At 48.8% G+C, this 23,464-nt stretch carries 17 protein-coding genes and 1 pseudogene; 9 read left to right on the top strand and 9 right to left on the bottom strand.

Annotation, left to right across the window (positions count from 1 at the left end; genetic code table 11):
* Positions 1–294 precede the first annotated feature (294 nt).
* The 3 genes and pseudogenes from L4C36_RS13090 to fdhF form a co-directional block, all read right to left on the bottom strand.
* A pseudogene (locus L4C36_RS13090) lies at positions 295–1,872 on the bottom strand (glutamate synthase-related protein).
* A gap of 208 nt (positions 1,873–2,080) precedes the next feature.
* Positions 2,081–2,776, bottom strand: coding sequence for an aspartate/glutamate racemase family protein (locus L4C36_RS13085; protein WP_428478249.1), 696 nt, complete (start codon positions 2,774–2,776; stop codon positions 2,081–2,083).
* A 150-nt stretch (positions 2,777–2,926) separates the two neighbouring features.
* Positions 2,927–7,114: a formate dehydrogenase subunit alpha gene (gene fdhF / locus L4C36_RS13080; protein WP_428478248.1), complete on the bottom strand. Its 4,188-nt coding sequence runs from the start codon at positions 7,112–7,114 to the stop codon at positions 2,927–2,929.
* Between the two features lie 372 nt (positions 7,115–7,486).
* On the opposite strand from fdhF, the gene L4C36_RS13075 reads away from it, so the two are divergent.
* Positions 7,487–8,440: a chemotaxis protein CheV gene (locus tag L4C36_RS13075; RefSeq protein WP_428478247.1), complete on the top strand. Its 954-nt coding sequence runs from the start codon at positions 7,487–7,489 to the stop codon at positions 8,438–8,440.
* An 82-nt stretch (positions 8,441–8,522) separates the two neighbouring features.
* Here L4C36_RS13075 and L4C36_RS13070 read toward each other — a convergent pair whose 3' ends face one another.
* The 3 genes from L4C36_RS13070 to pdsO form a co-directional block, all read right to left on the bottom strand.
* The gene (locus L4C36_RS13070; protein WP_428478246.1) at positions 8,523–9,269 is read right to left on the bottom strand and encodes a PEP-CTERM sorting domain-containing protein; all 747 of its coding nucleotides are present in this window, start codon (positions 9,267–9,269) and stop codon (positions 8,523–8,525) included.
* Positions 9,270–9,560: 291 nt separating this feature from the next.
* Positions 9,561–9,755: a hypothetical protein gene (locus L4C36_RS13065; protein ID WP_428478245.1), complete on the bottom strand. Its 195-nt coding sequence runs from the start codon at positions 9,753–9,755 to the stop codon at positions 9,561–9,563.
* A gap of 63 nt (positions 9,756–9,818) precedes the next feature.
* Positions 9,819–10,583, bottom strand: a complete 765-nt coding sequence (gene pdsO / locus L4C36_RS13060) for a sortase-associated OmpA-like protein PdsO (protein WP_428478244.1) — start codon at positions 10,581–10,583, stop codon at positions 9,819–9,821.
* A 276-nt stretch (positions 10,584–10,859) separates the two neighbouring features.
* Here pdsO and pdsR point away from each other — a divergent pair, with 276 nt between their 5' ends.
* From pdsR to L4C36_RS13045, 3 genes are all read left to right on the top strand, one after another.
* The gene (pdsR, locus tag L4C36_RS13055; protein ID WP_428478243.1) at positions 10,860–11,546 is read left to right on the top strand and encodes a proteobacterial dedicated sortase system response regulator; all 687 of its coding nucleotides are present in this window, start codon (positions 10,860–10,862) and stop codon (positions 11,544–11,546) included.
* Positions 11,543–13,807, top strand: a complete 2,265-nt coding sequence (gene pdsS / locus L4C36_RS13050) for a proteobacterial dedicated sortase system histidine kinase (protein ID WP_428478242.1) — start codon at positions 11,543–11,545, stop codon at positions 13,805–13,807. The genes pdsR and pdsS overlap by 4 nt, the downstream gene beginning before the upstream one ends.
* A gap of 484 nt (positions 13,808–14,291) precedes the next feature.
* Positions 14,292–14,891 (top strand): hypothetical protein, encoded by a 600-nt coding sequence (locus tag L4C36_RS13045; RefSeq protein ID WP_428478241.1) that lies wholly within the window; start codon positions 14,292–14,294, stop codon positions 14,889–14,891.
* Here the strand turns inward: L4C36_RS13045 and L4C36_RS13040 are convergent.
* The 3 genes from L4C36_RS13040 to L4C36_RS13030 form a co-directional block, all read right to left on the bottom strand.
* The gene (locus L4C36_RS13040) at positions 14,885–15,193 is read right to left on the bottom strand and encodes a hypothetical protein (RefSeq protein WP_428478240.1); all 309 of its coding nucleotides are present in this window, start codon (positions 15,191–15,193) and stop codon (positions 14,885–14,887) included. The genes L4C36_RS13045 and L4C36_RS13040 overlap by 7 nt on opposite strands.
* A 278-nt stretch (positions 15,194–15,471) precedes the next feature.
* Positions 15,472–16,593, bottom strand: coding sequence for a glycine cleavage system aminomethyltransferase GcvT (gene gcvT, locus L4C36_RS13035; RefSeq protein ID WP_428478239.1), 1,122 nt, complete (start codon positions 16,591–16,593; stop codon positions 15,472–15,474).
* A 195-nt stretch (positions 16,594–16,788) separates the two neighbouring features.
* Complete coding sequence (locus tag L4C36_RS13030; protein ID WP_428478238.1) at positions 16,789–17,424, bottom strand: helix-turn-helix domain-containing protein; 636 nt, start codon at positions 17,422–17,424, stop codon at positions 16,789–16,791.
* 522 nt (positions 17,425–17,946) lie between these two features.
* On the opposite strand from L4C36_RS13030, the gene gcvH reads away from it, so the two are divergent.
* The 5 genes from gcvH to L4C36_RS13005 all read left to right on the top strand — a co-directional run bounded on the left by gcvH (position 17,947) and on the right by L4C36_RS13005 (position 23,397).
* A complete protein-coding gene (gene gcvH, locus L4C36_RS13025; RefSeq protein ID WP_428478237.1) occupies positions 17,947–18,324 on the top strand; it encodes a glycine cleavage system protein GcvH in 378 nt (125 codons plus the stop codon).
* A gap of 160 nt (positions 18,325–18,484) precedes the next feature.
* Entirely contained in the window at positions 18,485–21,382 is a 2,898-nt protein-coding gene (gcvP, locus tag L4C36_RS13020; RefSeq protein ID WP_428478236.1) for an aminomethyl-transferring glycine dehydrogenase, read from the top strand.
* 226 nt (positions 21,383–21,608) lie between these two features.
* Complete coding sequence (locus L4C36_RS13015) at positions 21,609–22,301, top strand: hypothetical protein (protein WP_428478235.1); 693 nt, start codon at positions 21,609–21,611, stop codon at positions 22,299–22,301.
* Between the two features lie 7 nt (positions 22,302–22,308).
* Complete coding sequence (locus L4C36_RS13010; RefSeq protein ID WP_428478234.1) at positions 22,309–22,710, top strand: hypothetical protein; 402 nt, start codon at positions 22,309–22,311, stop codon at positions 22,708–22,710.
* Between the two features lie 387 nt (positions 22,711–23,097).
* Positions 23,098–23,397, top strand: a complete 300-nt coding sequence (locus L4C36_RS13005) for a hypothetical protein (protein WP_428478233.1) — start codon at positions 23,098–23,100, stop codon at positions 23,395–23,397.
* Positions 23,398–23,464 lie beyond the last annotated feature (67 nt).

Genomic DNA, 23,464 nt, shown 5'->3' with positions numbered 1-23,464 from the left:
TTATATGATGATATGATCATATAAGACGAGAAAATAGTATTAGAATGACTACAAATGCACAATTGCGGCATAGTCTGCATAGTCTGCATAGTCTGCATAGTCATGAAATTGAATTGATTACGCGTACGAACAAAAAAGTACCAACTTCAACCTCTGAGACCACCTAATGGAAGCAGCTTACTGCATACACTAAATAAAGAAATAGGAAGGCGAATACCTTCCTGTTTATTTATCTTGTCGCGCTAAGAAATATCGATATGCAAAACTTCAGAAAGGACGATTTAGCTGTTCGCCTTATTCTTTATCGACGGCCGTTATTCCGGCATATTTCACGCCAGAAAGCAGTGCCATCTCACGATGCCATGTCGCCAAATCGTTCGCATTGAACTGGCTTAAATCATTGTGTCCACACGCTCTCGCCATCACTTTCATTAACTCGGTAGAGGCTTCAAAAAAGTTATGCAGTTGCTTCGAGGCTTTTTCCACATTCAATCGCTAACGTAAATCTGCTTTTTGTGTCGCAATCCCCGCAGGGCAATTGTTGGTATTACACATGCGAGCCGCAACACACCCGATAGACTGCATGGCACTATTGGCAATCGCCACACCATCCGCCCCTAACGCCAGTGCTTTCACAAAATCAATCGGTACCCGTATGCCACCAGTGATAATCAAGGTGACGCGGCCACTGGCTCCCACCTTATCAAGATATGCTCTGGCGCGAGCTAACGCAGGAATAGTCGGGACGCTGATATGATCACGAAACATCTCTGGCGCTGCCCCTGTGCCACCACCGCGTCCATCCAGAATGATGTAATCAGCACTGGCATCCAACGCAAATTGGATATCCTCTTCAATATGATTGGCGCTGAGCTTAAAGCCAATGGGGATCCCGCCCGTTACATCACGTACGTGATCGGCAAAACGCTTAAAATCTTCTGTTGTGTGTAAGTCTGTAAATGTTGGCGGCGAAATCGCGGGTGTGCCGGCTTCAATACCCCGCACTTGCGCAATTTTACCGATATTTTTCGCTCCCGGCAGATGGCCACCCGTGCCGGTTTTTGCGCCTTGCCCGCCCTTAAAATGAAACGCTTGTACCTGTTTGAGTTTTTCCTCGTCATAACCAAATTGCGCACTGGCTAATTCGTAAAAATAGCGACTATTGGCGGCCTGCTCTTCCGGCAGCATGCCACCTTCTCCGGAACAAATACCCGTGCCTGCCAGCTCTGCCCCTTTGGCTAAGGCCACTTTCGCTTCTTCCGACAAGGCACCGAAACTCATGTCTGACACCAACAATGGGATCGCTAATTTCAACGGTTTTTTCGCCTGCGGGCCAATCACTAACTCTGTCGCCACTGGCACATCTTCCTGCAACGGTTGTGTCGCCATTTGTGCCACCATGATTTGCAAGTCATCCCAGTGTGGTAATAAATGACGCGGCACACCCATGGAGGTCATTGGCCCATGGTGACCCATGTTTGCCAATCCCTCTCGCGCTAACTGGTGAATAAAGGCCACGGTTGGCTCGTCAGTCGTGGCTTTGGCGACGGGCATGTCATTCCCACCAGAGTGTTTTTCTTCTGTTTCGGGTTCAGACTCCTGATCTGGCGTTTCTTTACCCACAAGTTCAGCAGAAAACTGTTGATGGGTTCCATCGCAAAAAGGCGTGTCTTTTGTGTATTTACAGCGACAAAGAAAGGCATCACCACTGTCTTTGGCGGTAAAAGCATGAGGGGTAAAATCGGTGCCTGCGTGGGAGCCATCACAATAGGGTTGGTTGTTAGAGCGGCCACAGGTACAGAAGTAATATTCCTGCCCTGCCTGAAGCGCCACTTTGATCGGTTTATTGTCTGCAATAATGGGCTTGCTCATACGCTACGTTTCCTATGATTTTTTATTTTGATAAATCACTTTATAGCGTAGAAGAAAGCTGCGATTTACTGGCTTATGCTAAGCAAAGAAAGCCGGCTCACTGTGCATTCGCACAGCAGATGGCAAACGACATGTCGCTCGGGGAGCAAATAAAAACGGCGCCCGCTCAATGAGCACGCGCCGCATAAGTTCATATGAAGAAACGGAATTAATCCGCTAATGCCCATTGCACACCTTGATTGGCATGAATGGCGGTTGTGTCATACAACGGTACCGCAGTGTCAGTCTGCTGCACTAACAACGCAATTTCCGTACAACCAAGAATCACGGCCTGTGCCCCTTGTTCGTGCAAGCTCTGAATGATTTCCAAATAGGCCGCTTTAGAATCGGGATTGATCGTGCCTTTGCACAACTCGTTATAAATCACATCATGCACTACGGTTCTGCCAGCATCATCCGGCACAATCACCTCAATACCGAAGTTATCGCTCAATCGGCCTTTATAGAAATCCTGCTCCATGGTGAATCGTGTGCCTAACAAACCCACTTTGGTCACTTGATTGTCGACCAAGACCTGTGCCGTCGCGTCAGCGATGTGCAAAATAGGGATAGAAATTTTCGCTTGAATTTGAGGTACTACTTTATGCATGGTGTTGGTACAAATCATCAGGAAATCTGCACCGCCCTTCTCGACCGATTTTGCCGCCTCAGCCAGAATGTCTGCGGTATCATCCCATCGACCTTCATGCTGTAATTTTTCAATTTCACTGAAATCGACACTATACAAACAGATTTTCGCTGAATGCAGTCCACCCAACTGGGCTTTCACGCCTTCGTTCAGCGCTTTGTAATAACTGGCGGTGGATTCCCAACTCATTCCGCCTAACATTCCGATCGTTTTCACTGTAAATCCCTATTTTTCATTATCTTTAATGACTATTCAGTATCCACATCAGTGATTAATAGGCAATCGCTTTTGCACAAAAAAAGCCCACACTGGCGAACCAAGTGTGGGCTTATGTCATTTAACGCATTAAAGCGATATTAAACAGGATTAAGCAGGCAGTATTTCTACTTCGGCTTCCGTCTCAGCAACGTGTGCTTTTTCGATCTTCACCGCAGCCACCTTGAACTCAGGGATCTTGGCGTGCGGGTCTGTCGCGGTCACTGTCAATTTGTTCGCCGCTGACTCCACAAAGTGGAACGGCACAAAGACCACACCTTCTTGCATACGCTTGGTCACAAACGCTGGCGTTTCGATGCTGCCACGGCGCGTTGACACTTTCAGCATCTCACCGTTGCTGATACCCAAACGCTCGGCATCTTGCACCGAAATCATCGCACGTGGGCCAGCCAGGTTATCCAACCCTTTGGTCTTACGTGTCATGGTGCCGGTGTGGAATTGTTCCAACAAACGGCCTGTGGTCAGTACCATTGGGAATTCCGGATCCGGCAGTTCAGCCGCGTAACGGAACGGTACCGCTGCCATCTCACCCTTACCACGCATCATACTGTCTTTGTGCATGATGCGTGTACCCGCATGATCCGTGCTTGGACATGGCCACTGAATGCCTTCTGCCCCAACACGATCCCATGTGATACCCGCATACTGCGGCGTCAGCACGTTGATCTCGTCAGTAATGTCACGTACCGATTCATACGCCCAGTCACTGCCCATTGCGTTAGCAATAGTCTGGATAATGCGCCAGTCTTCCATCGCTTCGCCTGGTGCGCGCAATGCTGGCGACACACGCTGAACACGACGTTCGGTGTTAGTAAAGTGACCAGATTTTTCAGCAAACGAGAACGATGGCAATACCACGTCCGCCAGCTGTGCAGTTTCGGTCAGGAAGATATCCTGCACCACCAAGAAATCCAATGCCGCGAGCGCTTCCAATACGTGCTTCTGATCAGGATCACTCAGCACAGGGTTTTCACCCATGACATACAGACCACGTACCTGCTGATGACACGCCGCATCGACGATTTCAGTCAGTGTCAGGCCATCTTCTGCTGGTAGTTCCGGACAATCCCACGCTTTGGCAAACTTCTGGTGTGCCTCTGGGTTACGGATTTTCTGGTAACCCGGGAAGTCTTTCGGCAACGCACCCATGTCACACGCACCCTGTACGTTTGACTGACCACGTAGCGGGTTAATACCGCCGCCTTCAATACCGATGTTGCCACACAGCATTTGCAGGTTGGCAATCGAACGGACGTTGTCGTGACCCGTGGTGTGCTGGGTGATACCCATCGAGTAGTACACGGCTGTACGCTCTGCGGTACCGATCAACTCTGCCATGTGCAGCAGATCCGCCTGCTTCACGCCGGTGATCAGTTCTACATTCGCTGGCGAGTAATCGTCGCGCATCACTTCGTCTTTCAGCACATCAAAGCCAGCGACACGTTCAGCGATGTACACTTCATCTTGCCAGCCGTTTTTGATGATTTGCTGCATGATACCGTTCAACAGCATCACGTCAGTACCCGGGCGATGCGCCACGTACAGTGACGCATGATCCGCGATTTCAACGTGTTTTGGATCCGCGACCACCAAACGCGCTTTGCCTGAACGCAACGCTTGTTTGATGTGTGACGCAATGATTGGATGCGCCGCTGTCGTATCCGAACCAATGATGAAAATCAGATCAGAATGCTGAATACTCGGAATATCGTTAGTCATCGCCCCGCTGCCCAGTGACGCTTCCAAACCTGTTACGGTGGTGGAGTGACACAGACGCGCACAGTGGTCGATGTTGTTGGTTAACAATTCACGGCGGAAGAACTTCTGGAATGCAAAGTTATCTTCATTGGTGGTTTTTGCTGATGAAAAGCCCGCTAGCGCATTACCGCCATGAGTGGCTTTGATCTCACCCAGTTTGTCAGCCACCAAAGCAATGGCTTCAGACCATGTCGCTTTTTCCAGCTTACCGTTGCGGCCACCGCGACGAATAAGCGGGTGCGTCAGACGTTCTTCACTTTGAATAAAGTCAAAGCCAAAGCGGCCTTTCACACACAGCATCCCTTGGTTAACCGGTGACGATTTCGCACCCTGTACGTAGCGGATTTTGTTTGTCGCTTCATCCACAAACATGGTGACCTTACAGCCCACGCCACAGTAGGTACAAATGGTGTCAACCGGTGTCAGCATTTCAATGCGGCCTTGTGAACGGTCACGACCATCCACCAGCGCACCGGTTGGACATGCTTGCACACACGCACCACACTGCACACAGTTTGAATCACCCATTGACTGACGATTATCAAAGCCCGGACGACACTCTGGACGGTTAGCACTGGTGCCGTCTTCATTTTTCATGAAACTCAACACGCCGTGTACGGTTTTCTCGTTACACGTCTGCACACACTGGCCACAGCTGATACAGCGGTTCGCATCAAACACGATGAATTCGGCGCTGTTATCCACGGCAAACTTCTGGCAATCTGCCATCGCTTCTGCGGTTTGCTCGGCTTGGTATTCGGTAGAGTAATCACGCAGTTTACAATCAGTATTGGCCTGACAACCACATTCCAGACAACGTGCGGCTTCGCGCATCGCATCTGCGTTATCAAAGCCCGTTTCCACTTCCGCAAAGCTCAATTCACGCTCAGCCGCCGTCAGCTCAGGCATAATCACACGCATCGCTTTTTGCAAACCCGCAAATTGTGCTGGGTCAACCTGCTTCACACTCGGTGCTTTTTGCGCATTAAACGGCTTCACCGGTACGGCTTCCATATCGCCGTGTAGGAAACGGTCAATCGCATGGGCAGCCACTCGACCATCCGCCACCGCTTCAATCGCAGTTGCTGGGCCACGGCGTAAGTCACCAATACTGAAGATGTTTTCTATACCCACGTGCATGGTGTGTTCACAAGATTCCACAGTCTGCCAACGGGTGATCGGCAATTCCAACGCATCATCATTCAGGAACGACAGATCCGGCTTTTGCGATACCGCAGAAATCACCGTATCAAAATGCTCAAGGACATATTCGCCCGTCGGCACAGGACTACGACGACCAGACGCATCCGGCTCGCCCAACGCCATTTTTTCCAGCTTCACTTCTGTCACACGGCCGTTTTCATCCGCCATGTTTTCAACAGGATTGGTCAGGAAGTGGAATTTCACCCCTTCGTGCTCCGCTTCGGCGATTTCGTAATCTTCCGCAGGCATTTCATCACGGGTACGACGGTAGATCAGTGTCGTGTCTGCACCATCACGCACGGCAGTACGGGCACAGTCGATAGCGGTATTCCCCCCACCGATCACGGCGACTTTCTTGCCCGTGGTGTACTGCTTGTCAGTGACGTAATCTTTCAGGTAATCCACACCCAAATAGCAACCGTCAAGATCGCTACCTGTGTAGTGCATTTCAACCGCTTGTGAGGCACCCACGGCCAAACAGACAGCGTCATAATCCGCCATTAGCTCAGACAGTTTCATGTCTTTACCCAAGGATTGGTTCGTTTTCACTTCCATCCCGTTACGGCAAATCAGTTCAATTTCTTTATCCAAAATCGCTTTTGGCAAACGGTACTCAGGAATACCGTAGCGTAGCCAACCGCCCGCTTTCGGCATCGACTCAAATACCGTGACAGCGTAACCTTCATTGCTCAGGTAATAACCACAGCTCAAACCGCCCGGGCCACTACCAATAATGGCCACACGCTTACCTTTGTCGGCTTTACGTGGTGGCACGTATTGTTCTTGGGCTTCTAAATCGATATCGGCCGCGTGGCGTTTTAGCTGACGGATCGCCAACGGTTCATCCACGATGCCACGACGACATTCCGCTTCACAGAATGCCGGACATACACGACCAATAGATAGGGGCATTGGCAATGTACGCTTGATCACTTCTACCGCTTTTTGATGATCATTCTGGGCGATGTGATACAGGTAAGATTGAATGTCTACGCCAGCAGGACACGCGGTTTGGCACGGTGCTTCACAATCTGCGTAATGATCCGCCATGATACGGTTCAACGCCTGACGGCGGTGTGCGCTCAACGCGTCACTTTGTGTAGTGACTGACATGCCGGCTTGTGCGTTAACGTCACAGGCGCGCTGCATGCCTTGCCCGTCAATCTCTACCACACAGAGATCACACGGCACTTTCTCACCGCTTTTATTCAGGCCACACAGCGAAGGAATTTCAATCTGATGTGCTGTTGCGACATCAAGGAGTGACTGTTGACCGTCGACAGTAATCGACTGCCCGTCAATGATGACATTGTTCATAGTTGTCTCTTCTGTTGCTGGCACTGGATGATATAGATCATTGTTAAAATTGACCTTTTTATTATTTATTGACGTATCGAGAGCAACGATACACCGCACAGTGCGCAGAATGCTAACCAGCGAAAACGTTAGATTTACGCTGATAAAGCGGAACCATTTACATTATTTTGTGAACAGGGTAACACTTGGTGGATAAAAATCCTTGATTTGGGACAGTGCGGGAGTTTATTTCAATACAGCCTTATTTCGCAATGAGACTTGCTTTTTAAGTGTGTATTTTCAGATTTATATACGCATTGGGCGTGACTTTACCGTGCGAATCCCAGTATAATTTACTGATAACCCGAACAATTACCAAGCTCGAAACATCGTATGGCGACAATATTAGATTCAGTGGATCAACGCACGAAACTGGTCGGTGAAAACCGATTAGAATTGTTGATCTTCCAAATGCACACCGCGCAAATGTTCGCAATCAATGTATTTAAAGTCAAAGAGGTAGTAAAACTGCCTAAACTGAATCGTCTGCCAGGTTCACACCCGCACATCACGGGTGTTGCCAATATTCGTGGTGTTTCGATCCCTGTTATCGATTTGCGCCGTGCGATTGGTATGCGCTGCGACACACATGAGGGTGAATACAATATCATCATCACAGAATACAACCGTTCTGTGCAGGCCTTTATGGTCGGCCAAGTGATGAATATTGTGAACCTGACGTGGCGTGATATTCAGCCGCCACCCAAGCAAGTGGGTAAACACAATTACCTGACTGCCATTACCAAAATACCGCGTGATGGGTTTGATCGCTTAGTCAGCATTATTGATGTGGAAAAAGTGCTGGCAGAGATTGTCGATTACGACATTCAAATCTCCAATGGCGTGCTGGATAACACCATCGTTAATCATTTTGCGGGCAAGAAAGTGTTGATCGTGGATGATTCATCGACAGCACGTGCGCAGATCCGCGATACCCTGTCACAACTTGGTGTCGAGGTGATTGAAGCCAGCGATGGCCTGAAAGCCCTTACCCTACTGAAAAGTTGGTGTGACAGTGGCAAGTCGGTGCACGATGAAATCATGATGATGTTTACCGATGCTGAAATGCCAGAGATGGACGGTTATAAGCTAACCCATGAAATCCGTAACGACCCTCGCATGAGCGATCTGTTTATCGCCCTGAACACCTCACTGAGTGGCAGCTTCAATGAAGCCATGGTGGAAAAAGTGGGCTGTGACCGCTTCATTTCCAAATTCCAGCCGGATTTGCTGGTCGAAGTGGTACAAGATCGTTTGCGCGATATGCTCACGGCTACTGTGTCGTAGCCCTATGCATTGCGAAATGCAAAGCACGAGAAAACTCGCCCTATTGGCGAGTTTTTCATTAGGTCCTTACCTGCAGTCTGAATTAGGCTTTCACTAATTCCGCTTGTGCTTTACGACGACGGGTATAACCCAAGCCCATCAAACCCAAACCGAACAGCGCCATTGATGTTGGCTCTGGCACTTTGAAGGCATCAATCGTAAAGTCAATTGACGTTTGGCCGGCAAGCCCTTCTGTATTGATAACAAATTCAATCGCACTGACATCGGTGAAATCAACACCTGTGAAATCACTGAACGCAAATGAACGTGTTACCGGTACATTCGTTCCCGCTGCGACATATTCATTTTTAAACGATGAACCACCAGCACCTGACCATACTTCGATAGAAAAGGTAAAGCCAAAATCAGCATCCAAGACATCTAGTAAGAAAGCATTACCATTTGCAGCTAAATCTTCTGAACCCAAACCATCTGCGTCAAGAACATCTGCATCATTATCATCACCATCATACTGAATCTTACCTGTGGCAATTGCACCAGAACCCGCTTCATAGGTTAATGAACCGCCAGACACCGCTAGCACCGCCCCCGATAATGGGTTAAAGCCCGGAGATAACAGCTCAATAAAGATGTCACGTTCACCACCCAGTACAGTACCCGAATCAAACGTACTGCCGACACCACCACCACCTGCCGTTGTATCATTTACTGAGTTACCCAGTAGGACCGGATCTGAAAAGTCATCAATCACCATAGTGGCTTGCGCCTGTGATGCAAATGCCATTGAAGCTGCTACCGCTGTGTACAGTCCGTATTTAGTCATTTTCATGGTGTATCTCCCTGCCATTAAGTTGTGTTTGTTACGTTATGTAAATATCTCCGTGATACACATATAACAAAGCAGCATTTGTGCCACTTTTTGCACATCAATAAAATCAATAGGTTATGATGATTTGATTTTCATTGACTTGACGACATGTAAAATATCCTGACATTTTAACGGTCATTTCGCCCCTTCAACGATGAGGCACTAACAATAAATAAGACTTAAATGCAGCACTGACAGTTTCAATAGCATTTCAAACCACAATGATTCATCCATGACTGTGACTCCCTACCTTTATTTTGCTCGGACCTCTGGGATGTGTTGTTCAAAATACATATCATCCAACACCCCCTCTGAAGACCACGTTGATTGATCCTCCCACACATACAAGGTTTGCCCATCAGGCGTATCAATGCGTAATGCCGTCACATCATCGCCTTTTACGCCAATTTGCAAGGTTAAGATAAGCGTGAGAAGGAAAGAGAGCATCCAGCATGATGCTCCTGTCATATTGTCTGTTTCTGTATTCAATGCGATACCTGCTCTCTCAGCTTAATTCAGACTCTTGGCAGTGCTGACGGTGCCATTACCACTGCGCAACGTCACTCGACGGTCAAAGAAGTCCCCTTCAAAGTTTTGTTCGGCTTTTAAGGGTTCTTGATCACCGTATGCCGATGCAAAAATCTGGCTACCATCGACACCGTGACGCTCTAAGTAAGTACGCACAGCCTCGACACGCTGTTCTGATAAAACAAGATTCTTCTCTCCATCACCACGACGGTCTGCATAGCCAGACAGTTCCCACTTAATGTCTGGCGCTTGCTTCATGACTTCCGCAATTTCATCGAGTTGGGTTTTGAAATGCGGCTCAATGTCGGCAGACCCCGTGCGAAAGTGCACATTCATTTCAAGGGCTAAATCAATGTCTCGATCCTGAACATTCATTAAGTCATAACGTTCTTGCTCTAGGCGGGCTATGTCAATTTGCGCTTGATTATAACGTTGACTGATTTCTTCAAGCGCCCCATTCCGTGCAGCCAGTTCGTCCATTTCTTCTGTTTGCGCCTGAATGTAACCGTCTTGTCCGACTGCCGTCCCCACAATGCCGCCTACAATGCCACCGATTGCTGCACCGACAGGGCCACCAATCACCGCACCCAATGCGGCGCCGCTGCCAAAGCCGATTAACGTTTCTTGCTCGCCGACTTGATACTGATCATTGGCATCGTTAGAAGCCGGTGTCGCCATCGCTGACGGTGCCGCTAGGCTGGTAACGAATAGCGTGGCGATTACGGTAGAAATTAGCTGCTTTTTCATGATGTCATCCTTATTGATTGTCTGGTGCCAGTTGACGTTGTTGTTTGATTTTTTAGTGTTGCTTCAGTGCGTCTGCACCGTTTCGATGAGGTTATTAAAGCAAGCAGATGTGGCATCAGAAGGGACAAAAAAAGGCAATGTCGTGATCAATTGTGGCAAAAAAATGGCAATCGCCTTATTTCGCTGAATCGCCCTTTTCAGGCGAACAATTTATTGTATAGTCACTGCATTACGAGACAGCGAGCGGCAGTATTCAGGCCCGCCAAGGTAGAAAAGATGAAGAAAATTGTCATTGTGGAAGATGAACAAGCGATCCGCGAAAACTATATCGATGTGCTGAGAAAGCACGGCTACGATGTACAAGGTTTTGACAACCGTCCCGATGCCCAGCAAGCGTTCACTGAGCAACTGCCCGATTTGGCCATTATCGATATTGGCTTACAAAATGAAATCGACGGCGGCTTTGCCCTGTGCCAATCCCTGCGTGCGCTCTCACCGACAGTGCCGATTATTTTCCTGACCGCGCGTGACAGTGATTTTGATACCGTGTGCGGCCTGCGCATGGGCGCCGATGATTACCTGACCAAAGACATTAGCCTGCCCCATTTAATTGCCCGTATTGCCGCTCTGTTTCGTCGCAGTGACTTAATGGCCACCCCGACAGAACAAGACACCCTGATGGAACGCGGTGCGCTGACCATTGATAAGAATAAAATGCAGGTCTTCTGGAATCAGCAACTCATTGAGCTGACCGTCACAGAGTTTTGGATGGTGTACGCGCTGGCCAAACGCCCTGGCCATGTCAAAAGCCGTCACGATTTGATGGACGAAGCGCAGGTCGTGGTGGATGACAGCACCATCACGTCGCACATTAAACGCATCCGTAAAAAATTCATGCAATTTGACAGTGCGTTTGATCGCATCAATACCGTGTATGGCATGGGCTACCGTTGGGGTTCATGATGATGCTGGAACACTTACAACGCCTTGAGCATCGCCTGAAAGACTGGCTGCAATCAAAACGTGAAAAACCGTCTCATCTGCGTGCGCCTGTACGGTTTGGCTTCGGCTTACGTACCAAAGTGATTTTGATTGCCAGCTTGTTGTTAGCCCTGCCGTGGGTCGGCTACAACTACGTGCTGGAAATGGAAAAAATCCTGCGCCAAGGCCAAGAGCAAACCTTGATCGGCACCACCCGCGCCTTGGCAACCGCGCTGAATGAGCGCCCAAACCTGTTCAATGATCAAGCCAGTTTCTTGCAATCAGTAGAAAAAGGCCGGGACTTGTATGCGTATGATCTGAATGCCCCGGTCACGCTAAATGGTGAGATGGACGATTGGGCGGATCTGGACGACAAATTGGTCGATTACGGCCGCGATTACGTGCAATTCAGTCGCCAACCCTATCGCGCATCCAGCCTGCATTTTCGCCATGTGGTCGGCAAACATGATGGCAACCTATACGCCGCGTTTGAGGTCAACGACACTAAGCCGGTGATGCGCCGACAAGGGGCTGCGCGGGTCGATCGCAATGATCACCTGATCATCGCCATGACGTCACCCACCGGTGAATTTCACCGCTATGTGATTGCCGCGTATCAAGATGGCAAGGTTGACGCGTGGCAAGTGAATGGCGACATCAGCGATCCTAACAACTTGCAATCTGTTGAGACGATTCAAGGCTATTGGCGCACCACCGACACCGGTTACAACATTGAACTGCGTATGCCACTCACCTTGCTTGGCAGCAAGTTAGGGTTTGCCTTATACGATGTGAACAGCACCCGTAGCCGCGATATCGACACCATTCTGGGCACCTCGAATACCAACCACCAGCACAAACTGGGCACGGTGTTAGTGCCTTCGCCAGAAATTGAACAAATTCTGAAAGGGATGGGACACACCAGTTCACGCATTTGGGTGGTTGACCGTCATCAGCGTGTATTGGCGCAGACCGGTGATATTCAACAATCCAATGGGCTGTGGTCGTCTTCCATCGATAAAAGTGAAGAGAAAACGTGGTGGTCACGGTTAACAAAAACCTACTTGCATCCGTTGTACTATCGCTATCTGCTAACGGAACCCACGTCGTTCACCGATTCATTGCCAGACGCGGCGGCGGTACAAGGCGTACCGTTATTCCAAGCATTACAAGGACGAGGCTATTCCCAATGGCGTCAGTCAGAAGATGGCAACACAATGCTCCTCTCTGCCGCCTACCCGATTTGGCTGGATAACAATGTCATGGGGGCCGTCATCGCCGAAGAGTCCACCATTGGTATTCAAACGCTCACCAACCGCGCATTGGAAGAGTTGCTGAATGCGCTGGTGGCCATCATTACCATCGGCACCCTCACGCTGTTCTTGTTCGCGTCGAAAATTTCCAACCGGATCCGCCGCCTGCGTGATGAAGCCGAACACGCTATCGACAGCCAAGGCCGCATTCAGCAACCCATTACGGCCATGAAAGAAAGCGACGAAATTGGCGATTTGAGCCGTAGCTTGGCCGCTATGGTGTCCCGTTTAGGGCAATACAACCATTATCTGGAAAACCTGTCTTCTCGCTTGTCGCATGAGCTGCGTACCCCCGTGGCCGTGGTACGATCTTCCATTGAAAACTTAGCGATGCAGCAACCAGATGAAGAATCACAACGTTACATCGACCGTGCACAAGAAGGGGTACAACGTTTAAGCACCATTTTATCCAGCATGACAGAAGCCACACGCATTGAGCAGAGCTTACAGGGGGCTGAAAAAGAACACTTCCCCTTCAATGAGCTGGTATCCGGCTGTTTGCAGGGGCATGAAATGGCCTACGCCAGCCATCGCTTTGCCGTGCAGGTTGAAGACAAGGTGTGGATAGAGGGGGCGCCGGATTATTTAGCGCAGCTTCTGGATAAGTTAATCGCGAACGCGGTGGATTTTAGTCCATCGGACGAACCCATTTCAGTCACCCTAACCTCACACCAAAGCCATACACAACAGGGTTATGCACAATTGGTCGTGAGTAATAAAGGCCCACTGCTGCCGGCTAATATGGAAAACCAATTACTGAATTCCATGGTTTCGGTACGTAGCCAAGATAAACAAGGCAAACCGCACTTGGGGCTGGGGCTGTTTATTGCGCGGCTAATTACGGAATATCACAACGGTAACATCTCACTGCGGAATCGACAGGACTTACAAGGGGTCGACGTTATCGTGCAGTTACCGTTACACCCCTGACATGACGCTTAAAAGCACCGCAAGGTGCTTTTAAGCGAATAATGAGGCAGAAAATAACCCTATCGCTACGGCAATCGCCACCACCACCAATAGCACGTCAAACAACATATTGCGCATAATGGCTTACTCATCAAAACGGATAAGAATTAAGTCAACGTGGTTGGCCTAATTGAAATACACCCCCTGTCAACAACAGGGAGCCATAGATTAAGCACATCAACCAGTGAAGGCGTTACATCGTGCACTCGTTGATGACTATTATGATATTACGCCCTTTGTCTAAATAAGAGCTGAACAGTCATCACAGAGAAAATGAATTTTTCGCCTAGTGTGGCGGAACACAAAACACCACTGTAAGCGCATGTAATTATTTGACTTTATTTGGGCTTAACTCGACTATTTTTACTTTACTCATTGCCATGAGAGGTGTTTTAGCAGGATAAAGACCCCTTTGTAGGGTGTCGAATCAGGAGGAGAGACCAGAATGAAAGCCGTTACCTTTTTATTTGTCACGTCCTCCCTGCTTTTGTCCGCGCACGCTTTAAGCAACCCCGTCCCGATCAACCAATTTCACGCCTTACAAGTGTTAGCCAATTTCAAAATCAGCTCCAGCCAACTGCCTATCGGCATCGACAACAACCACCGCAGTCTGTTGGGTGAAGATGCTAACGAAAACGATATACGGGATGATTTTGAAGCCTCACTGTTGGCGAACTACCAACAACCGGAATATGTCGCCATGGGCGCATTAGCCGCTCACCACTGGCAAACCATGCTACAAGTGATGAGTAAGAATGACTGGCGCCCGAATGAACGTGACGCACACCTTATGTTGAACACCCATAAAGCGATTGATCGGTGTTATGCGTCGTTACTTAAAGAAAATCCAGACATGTTTCAGCCTTCAGCGGTGTATTTCAATACGCCTCAACGCCTGGCGGCACAAATCAGCGTGAAAAAAATCCTTCGCTTTTCCATCGACAGCACGCCGCACGAACACATCATCAGCGTTAACTATGACAAGCCTTGTGATGTCTTCATGTATCTCGCCGATAAGCAAACCCCCGTAGAAAACGCCTACTGATCGGTATTGTTACTATTTCCTTCAGGCCGACCCTCTGCTGACAATGGCGCCTCGGATTGCCACAAGGATTCCGTCAACGCATCCGTTTGTGCGGTTAACGCCTGCTCTTTTTCTTCAATCGCGCGGTATTGGGATTCACACACTTTTTCCGTCACGGAATCATCCCCGTATGTCTGCATACAGCGTTGCATATACTCGTCAAAAACCATCAATAATGGCTCTGCGGATAACGGCGTAGATAGTCCTAAGCTGCTTATGGCAATAGCGCAGAGTAACGGTAAGGTAGGTGGTATTGGCCGCATAGTGTTGCCTCTTTCATCTGGTCGGCGAAAACAGCGTTCATCGCCCGTCAACATCCTGATCTGCCTACATCCCTCTACCTAAAGAAAGATGACATCATGCATTTACGCCAACCTGATTATGAGACAGCATGATTAACCGCAAGGATAACCGCCCAGATATCTCTTCTTGGAAAAAACCTCACGGAAAAGCCAGCACAATAAAAAACACCCAGCGACACAGGCGTGTCACTGGGTGTTGACCATTCACGGTATTATTTACCGAAAGCTATTTTGCACAGCTACGCGCCACGGAAATAACGTTGCGGCACAAACGGCATTTTCTCTACGACCATAGGTAGCTTCTTACCGCGTACTTCAGCAAAAATCTCGGTGCCTAACACCGCGAAATCCGTTTGGACATACGCCATCGCAACCGGTACGCCTTTGGTTGGGCCAAACGTACCACTGGTGACAATACCGATTTCATTATCTGCCGCATCAAACAGTTTGCTGCCTTCACGCACCGGCGCTTTTGACTGCCCCACTAATCCGACTCGCTTGCGTGCGACATCTTTGGTTTCAATTTGTGACAGGATCACATCGGCCCCAGGGAAGCCTCCTCCACGCACGCCATTGGCACGACGCGCGGGGCTGATCCCCCATAGCAAACTGGCCTCGACTGGCGTGGTAGTGGTATCAATGTCATGGCCATATAAACACAAGCCACACTCTAGACGTAATGAATCACGTGCGCCTAAGCCAATCCATTCCACCTCGCTCTCTGCCAGTAACGCTTTAGCGAGTTCCGTGGCATCTGCTGCGGGTACGGAAATCTCAAAGCCGTCTTCACCGGTGTAACCGGAACGGCTGACCAAACATTCCACGCCGTTTAATACTAGGGCTTGGGCATCCATGAACACCATGTCATTCACGGCAGGGTTCACACGCGCTAACACCTCGGCGGCTTTCGGGCCCTGCAGCGCCAGCAATGCACGATCTTCAATCACTTCCAACGTCACATCGGCAGGCAGGTGTGCTTGAATATGCGCGATGTCTTCCGTTTTACAGGCCGCATTCACCACCACAAACAGATGATCACCGAAGTTAGTCACCATCAGATCATCCAAAATCCCACCTTGCGCGTTGGTGAAAAACGCGTAACGCTGTTTACCTTCCGGTAAATCGATAATGTCGACGGGCACCAAAGCTTCCAGTGCGCTTGCCGCATTGTCGCCGTGTAAACGCAGCTGCCCCATGTGCGATACATCAAATAATCCCGCCGCGTCACGGCAGTGTAGATGTTCTTTACGTACACCCAGCGCATACTGAACAGGCATATCATACCCAGCAAAAGGCACCATCTTTGCGCCCATCTCGATATGCAATGCGTGTAATGGTGTGACCTGTAGTTCTTGAGACATACGTTTCTTCTCCATCCACCGCGCTATGCGGCACTCTTCCATAAAACCGTTACACCGATGTTAATCCGTGTTTTGTATATTGTTTCGTATAATAAACAAGGTTGACGACAACACCAACCGCCTGCCGTCACAGAATGCCATGATCATCACGTTGAATGCGTGCTGCGACGTGACAGTGTGACCACGCGCTATCCGCTATGATGCGGTGACCCATAAAATCAAGGCATCCGCCTCGCTAACAGAGGTCAGCATGTGCCCCATGTTCGCATCGTAATACACCGAATCCCCCTCGCAGAGCGACACGGGCTCGTAGAATTCGGTATAAAACATCACCTCGCCGGCTAACACCAATAAGAACTCTTCGCCGTCGTGACGGATCCAGTCGGGATAATCCGAAAAATGGCGCGCTCGTACCCGCGACTTAAACGGCATCATCTTTTTATTGGTCAGTTGCGTGGCTAATAGTTCGTGTTCATAGGTCGTTGTTGGGTGTGGTTTACCGGCCTCGTGACGGGTGATATCACGCCGACCTGTCGCACGGATCTGTTTTGGCGGAGAAAAAAGCTGTGGGATATCAACATCTAAACCAGATGCCAGCTTTTGCATGGCTTGAAACGTCGGAGATATTTGCTCATTTTCGATTTTTGATAATGTCGAGCGCGCCAAGCCTGTCCGCTTACTCGCCTCTTCCAGTGTCAGCCCCAGCGTGACGCGAATTTCTTTTAAACGTTTCCCTAACTGCAGCGGTTCAATCTTGTCCGACCGTTCACCATCCTGCGCATTCACCACCGTCATAGACGGATAAACATCAACCGGTTGCTCATCGTTCATACACCCATCCTTGGTTTCGCGTCGTGGCTTTAGGTCATGGTTCTACACGCCATAGGGTGTATCAGGCTAACACCCTGTGCCACACCGTAAACGTACCGTTAAATTTACATCTTTCCCGATCGATTCTAGGAATTGGGATGACAAAAAGCAAACGATTGCGTAGGATTGATGGCATTAAAGTGTGCAATGTTCCACTATTGGAAACTTTTGTTTGATCGCTTATCCGTCGACAGGTATGTTATTGAGTTGTTAGTCGCTTGTTTTTCTACGACCTTTTGCCTCTTGTCTCAGAACGCGATAAGCCAAAGGCCAAATACCGACTTTTTACGTACAAAGAAAGCGTTGGTCACAGACAGAAGACAGCGCGCCACGTATAAATAAAACAAAAATCAATCATTGCATACGCACTGAATACGCCGAAAACGGCACACCTAGAAGGTATACATTCATGATGGGTTGAGCACCTGCATCAGCCCGACATAACCAACATCATCTGCAGAATGATTGCGCAAGGAGTTTTACATGGAAAACACACTGAAGTTCACGGAAAGCCACGAGTGGGTACGCGATAACGGCGATGGCACCATCACAATGGGGATCTCGAATCACGCTCAGGGCTTACTCGGTGATGTGGTATTTGTTGACCTTCCCGATGTCGGCGATAAAACCGAAGCGGGCGAATCGTTCTCGCTGGTGGAGTCGGTGAAAGCGGCCTCTGACATTTATGCCCCAGTGACCGGTGAAATCATTGAAATCAACGAAGAGCTGGAAGACAGCCCTGAACTGGTCAATGAACAACCGTATGACGGCGGTTGGATCGCCAAAATTAAAATCACTGACGTTGAAGAACTCAGTAACTTGATCGACAGCGTCTCGTACCTCGATAGCATCGACGAATAACCGTGCAAAGGCTTTCAGGCGATCCCTGAAAGCCTTTCTTCTTTTACCTCAATCGCTTCACCGCGTTTGACGGTAGCCTCGATTATTCTCCTTCGCCCTGCATCATGCTCACGTGCAGCGGCAGTAACTGTTCAGGACAGAAACCATTCAGGATAAGACCATGACCGAGATGACGCTTCTACACGCACTCAGTGACGACACAGAATTCGCAGGTCGTCACAACGGCCCGGATGCCGCACAACAACACACCATGCTCGATACAATTGGTGTCGCCAGTGTGGACCAACTGATTGAAGAAACCGTGCCCGCAGCGATTCGCCTGCCCGCCCCAATGGCGTTAGCGCAACCACAAAGCGAAGCCGACATGCTCGCGGCACTCAAAGCCATTGCGCAGAAAAACACCATCAATCGCAGCTTTATCGGTCAGGGTTACTACAACACCCACACCCCGAACGTCATCCTTCGTAACGTATTAGAAAATCCCGGCTGGTACACGGCGTATACCCCGTATCAACCTGAAATTTCTCAAGGCCGCCTTGAGTCCCTGTTGAACTATCAACAGATGATCATGGACTTAACCGGCATGGAACTGGCGAACGCCTCCCTATTAGATGAAGCGACCGCAGCAGCTGAAGCCATGACGCTGTGCCAACGCGCCAGCAAGAACAAAAGCAAAGCGTTTTTCCTTTCTAACGATTTGCACCCACAAACCATCGACGTCGTACGCACTCGCGCCCAATACATCGGCATTGAAGTTATCGCTGGTACGGTTGACGAACTCGACAAGCACGATGTGTTCGGCGCCCTGCTGCAATACCCGGGTACCACGGGCAACATCACGGATTTAACCGACATCATCACACAAGCCCACAGCAAGAAAACCTTGGTCGCTGTCGCGTCTGATCTGCTGGCATTAACCGTATTGAACGCCCCCGGTGAAATGGGTGCAGACGTTGTCGTGGGCTCGGCCCAACGCTTTGGTGTGCCGATGGGCTTTGGTGGCCCACACGCAGGCTTCATGGCAACCAAAGACAAACACAAGCGCACCATGCCAGGCCGTGTGATTGGTGTATCGAAAGATGCCCGCGGCAACCAAGCCCTGCGCATGGCAATGCAGACCCGCGAACAACACATTCGTCGTGAAAAAGCGACCTCGAACATTTGTACCGCACAGGCACTGCTGGCGAACATGGCCGCTTTCTATGCCCTGTACCACGGTCCGGAAGGCTTGCGTAAAATCGGCCGTCGCGTTCATCACCTCACTGCGATTTTGGCCGCAGGGTTACGCAATGCCGGTATTGAGCTGGCGAACGACACTTTCTTCGATACCTTGACCCTGAATACAGGCAAGAAAACCGGCGAGTTTTATCAAAAAGCGCTGGATGCAGGCATGAACCTGCGCCGTTTCCCGTGTGGCACCGCGCTGGGTATCAGCATTGATGAAACCACCACGGTCGATGACATTGAAGCCCTGCTCGCTGTATTTGCCGGTAACGCACTGAAAGCCTCCATGTTCAGTGATGACATTGCCAGCGACGAGTTTGCAGCCATTCCGGCAACTTGCCGCCGTACCAGCGCATACTTAACCCATCCGGTATTTAGCCAGCATCACAGCGAAACGCAGATGATGCGTTACATGAAAAAGCTGGAAAACAAAGACTACTCACTCACCCACGGCATGATCCCACTGGGCAGCTGCACCATGAAGCTCAATGCCGCCGCAGAGATGATCCCGGTGACATGGCCAGAATTTGGTGCCCTGCACCCATTCGCCCCTGCCGATCAAGCCAAAGGCTATGCAGAACTGGCAGACAAACTCTCTGCCATGCTGTGTGAAATCACCGGTTACGATGCTTTCTCGCTCCAGCCGAACTCCGGCGCACAAGGGGAATACGCAGGCTTGGTGGCGATTCAGCGTTACCACGAAGCCAACGGCGATGCGCACCGCAATGTATGTTTGATCCCAAGCTCTGCCCACGGCACGAATCCAGCCTCTGCGGCCATGGTGTCGATGAAAGTCGTGGTTGTGGGTTGTGATGAGCTCGGTAATATCGATGTAGAAGACTTGAAAGCCAAGATCGCCCTGCACCGCGATAACCTCTCTTGCATCATGATCACCTACCCGTCGACCCACGGCGTATATGAAGAAGCAGTACAGGAAGTGTGTGAACTGGTGCATGAAGCCGGCGGCCAAGTGTACTTAGACGGCGCCAATATGAACGCACAAGTTGGCCTGACCAATCCGGGCTTTATTGGCTCTGACGTGTCGCACCTTAACTTGCACAAAACCTTCTGCATTCCGCACGGCGGCGGCGGCCCGGGCATGGGCCCAATTGGTGTGAAAGCGCACCTTGCCCCGTTCTTGCCTGGGCATGTGGAAAAAGAGGCCACTCAACCGCAGCATGAGCAATTGCAATACGCTGTCTCTGCAGCCGATTTAGGCTCTGCGTCTATCTTGCCTATCTCATATGCTTACATTGCCATGATGGGTGAAGCGGGCTTGACCGAAGCCACGAAGCTGGCGATTTTGAATGCCAACTACGTGATGGAGCGTCTGCGCCCGCACTACTCGGTGCTTTACCGTGGCACGCATGGCCGCATTGCGCATGAATGTATCATCGACATTCGTCCGCTGAAAGAAGCATCCGGCATTACGGAAGAAGATGTGGCGAAACGCCTGATGGACTACGGTTTCCACGCGCCCACCATGTCGTTCCCGGTCGCAGGTACGCTGATGATTGAGCCGACAGAATCGGAAGATTTGGCTGAGTTGGATCGCTTCTGTGAGGCGATGATCGCCATCCGCCATGAAATCACCCGTGTACAAGACGGCGAATGGGATGTGAAAGACAACCCATTGGTGAATGCCCCACACACCCAAGCTGACCTGATGGATGCCGAGTGGAACCGCAGCTACAGCCGCGAAATCGCCTGTTACCCGTCTGTGCATGCGAAAGCCGCCAAATACTGGCCAACCGTCAACCGCGTCGACAACGTGTTCGGTGACCGTAACTTGGTGTGCTCATGCCCGGGTATTGAGAACTATATGGAAGAGTAAGGGGCAAATCAAAATATTATTATCACATCTATCATAAGGGCGCATTTTATGCGCCCCTCTTTCATTAAAACAATAATTCACATGTCGCTTTATCATTCTGTTACAAAAGACATTGAAATATATCCAATAATAATAATTATTTGCTCTCCTTTGTTGAATAGCGATCATATCTAGTAAAGAATCAGATAATTGCCTCATATTTAAATCATGTGCTTCGGAGGAACAATTGAAATTTACAGAATATGCGATGGARAAACTTCTTGACCTATACAATAATCATGATCATGAAGTTGGGATTGAATTGAAAAGAAGTAATCCTGAAAAATACAAAGACTATACCACTACCGATTGCATAACATACGCCTTAAACGTATTGAGTTACGCGTTTGAAAAATCAAATAATCAAGTTGCAGCTAAGCACGTATGGTCTTTGGGAGAAAAAGGTACTGAATTAGCAAAATACCTTGTTCGACAACATGGTTGGAAAGGTGTTTATGTAAACCCAGATGAAAATCACCCTTTAGATGAAAGTAATGAACATCCCTATACTAGTCATATCGCTATAACAGAATGTCAATATTATAATATCCCCGTTCATTTTGCAGTACAAAACTATTCTCCTACACATCCATTATTCCCTGGATTTCAAAAAGTAAAAAAACACGCACCCAAAACTAAAGTCAACAACATTGATATAAAATCACTCTCAAGAGTAAAATTCGGAGTTGGGATATCACGAGGTGGAAAACATGTCTGGCTTTTTTCTAAAGGTAAAGTTTATGAAGTACACTGGGATACCATTGGCAAAGATCTATATGAAGCAACGAATCTAAAAGATTACCACTGGTTAAGTAGCATTATTGTTATTCCACATGATCAAGGGATATATCTTTCCGCAACATCAAAAGTGAAATGCTGAGTTAAATATGAGAATCCTATTTATTACTTTTATTCTACTTTTCTCTTCTGGGTGTATCACAGCACCTGCTGAGAAAAAATCAGATTATCTCGTGTTAAAATATGAGGAATTTGGTCCTCAAGCAATGGTGCACGAAATTATTGGAATGGAATGGTGGCAATGGGATGACTACGCCCCAGACCAAAACAAAAAATACGATATTAATGTCGTAGTCTATAGAAACATGAGCGAATCAAATATCGCATCATTATTCCCTATAGATCAAACCAAGAATATAGACTACAGATATCTAACATACCATAGTGCAAAACAGTTCTTGGATAAACACATAGACAAAAATATCATTCCTTCACTAACAGAAAAACTTATTCAAACAAATAATAAAATCGAGAGACATTTTGAAGGATAAATATCCATTTAAATTAAAGTACATCCTCATCACAAGCGTGATGGGGTGTACTTATATTGACCGATTATTTTCTTCCTGCTCTAGATCCCCCTAACAAATTCATGCTTTCTTCCTTGCTCGTCGGAACCGTACATGGATACTAGCTTCAATACGCATTCACAAGGAAGTCTTATGCAATATCGACGTGCCACCACAGACGACATAGACTGCTTGATTGCACTGCTGCAAGAAACGGCAACGTGACGATATAGCACTCACCGTGAAACGTATGACGGTGTAATATCATTGCTTAACAATAGGTTGCCAGCTATGCTCTCCCCCATTCTGGCTAACAAGCCATATTTTTCAAGCCGTACTTTTAGAAATAGCACCTTCAGTTGAGCAAAAATGGATTCTCATAATAAAACGCTACTCATCAGATTTATCTTCTTAATTGGGCTAACCAGTTTTCTGGCGTTCGTAGGTTATAACTTCGCGACAGAAGGGATACATGATGCGGTCATTTTTACCCCAGTGATTGATGATTTTATGTGGGGAATCATCTGTTCATTGGTGGGTGCTGTGAGCTTCTTGATTGCGAAAAATGCCACCTCACTGTTCACGAAATCTCGGTATGTTCTGCAAGGCGCGCTTTTCTTACTGGGCGGACTCAGCATACTGTTTGATGGCATAAACGCTGTTTTCTAATTGAAACGCTCGAATAAATAGAACGCTAATCGATTGCACCATATTGATTCTTAGCCCCGTCATTGGC

Origin of the sequence: Photobacterium japonica, assembly GCF_050337005.1 — a bacterium.
GTDB lineage: Bacteria > Pseudomonadota > Gammaproteobacteria > Enterobacterales > Vibrionaceae > Photobacterium > Photobacterium japonica.
The sequence above is the reverse complement of the archived record's forward strand: the minus strand, read 5'-3'. Positions and strand labels throughout refer to the sequence as shown.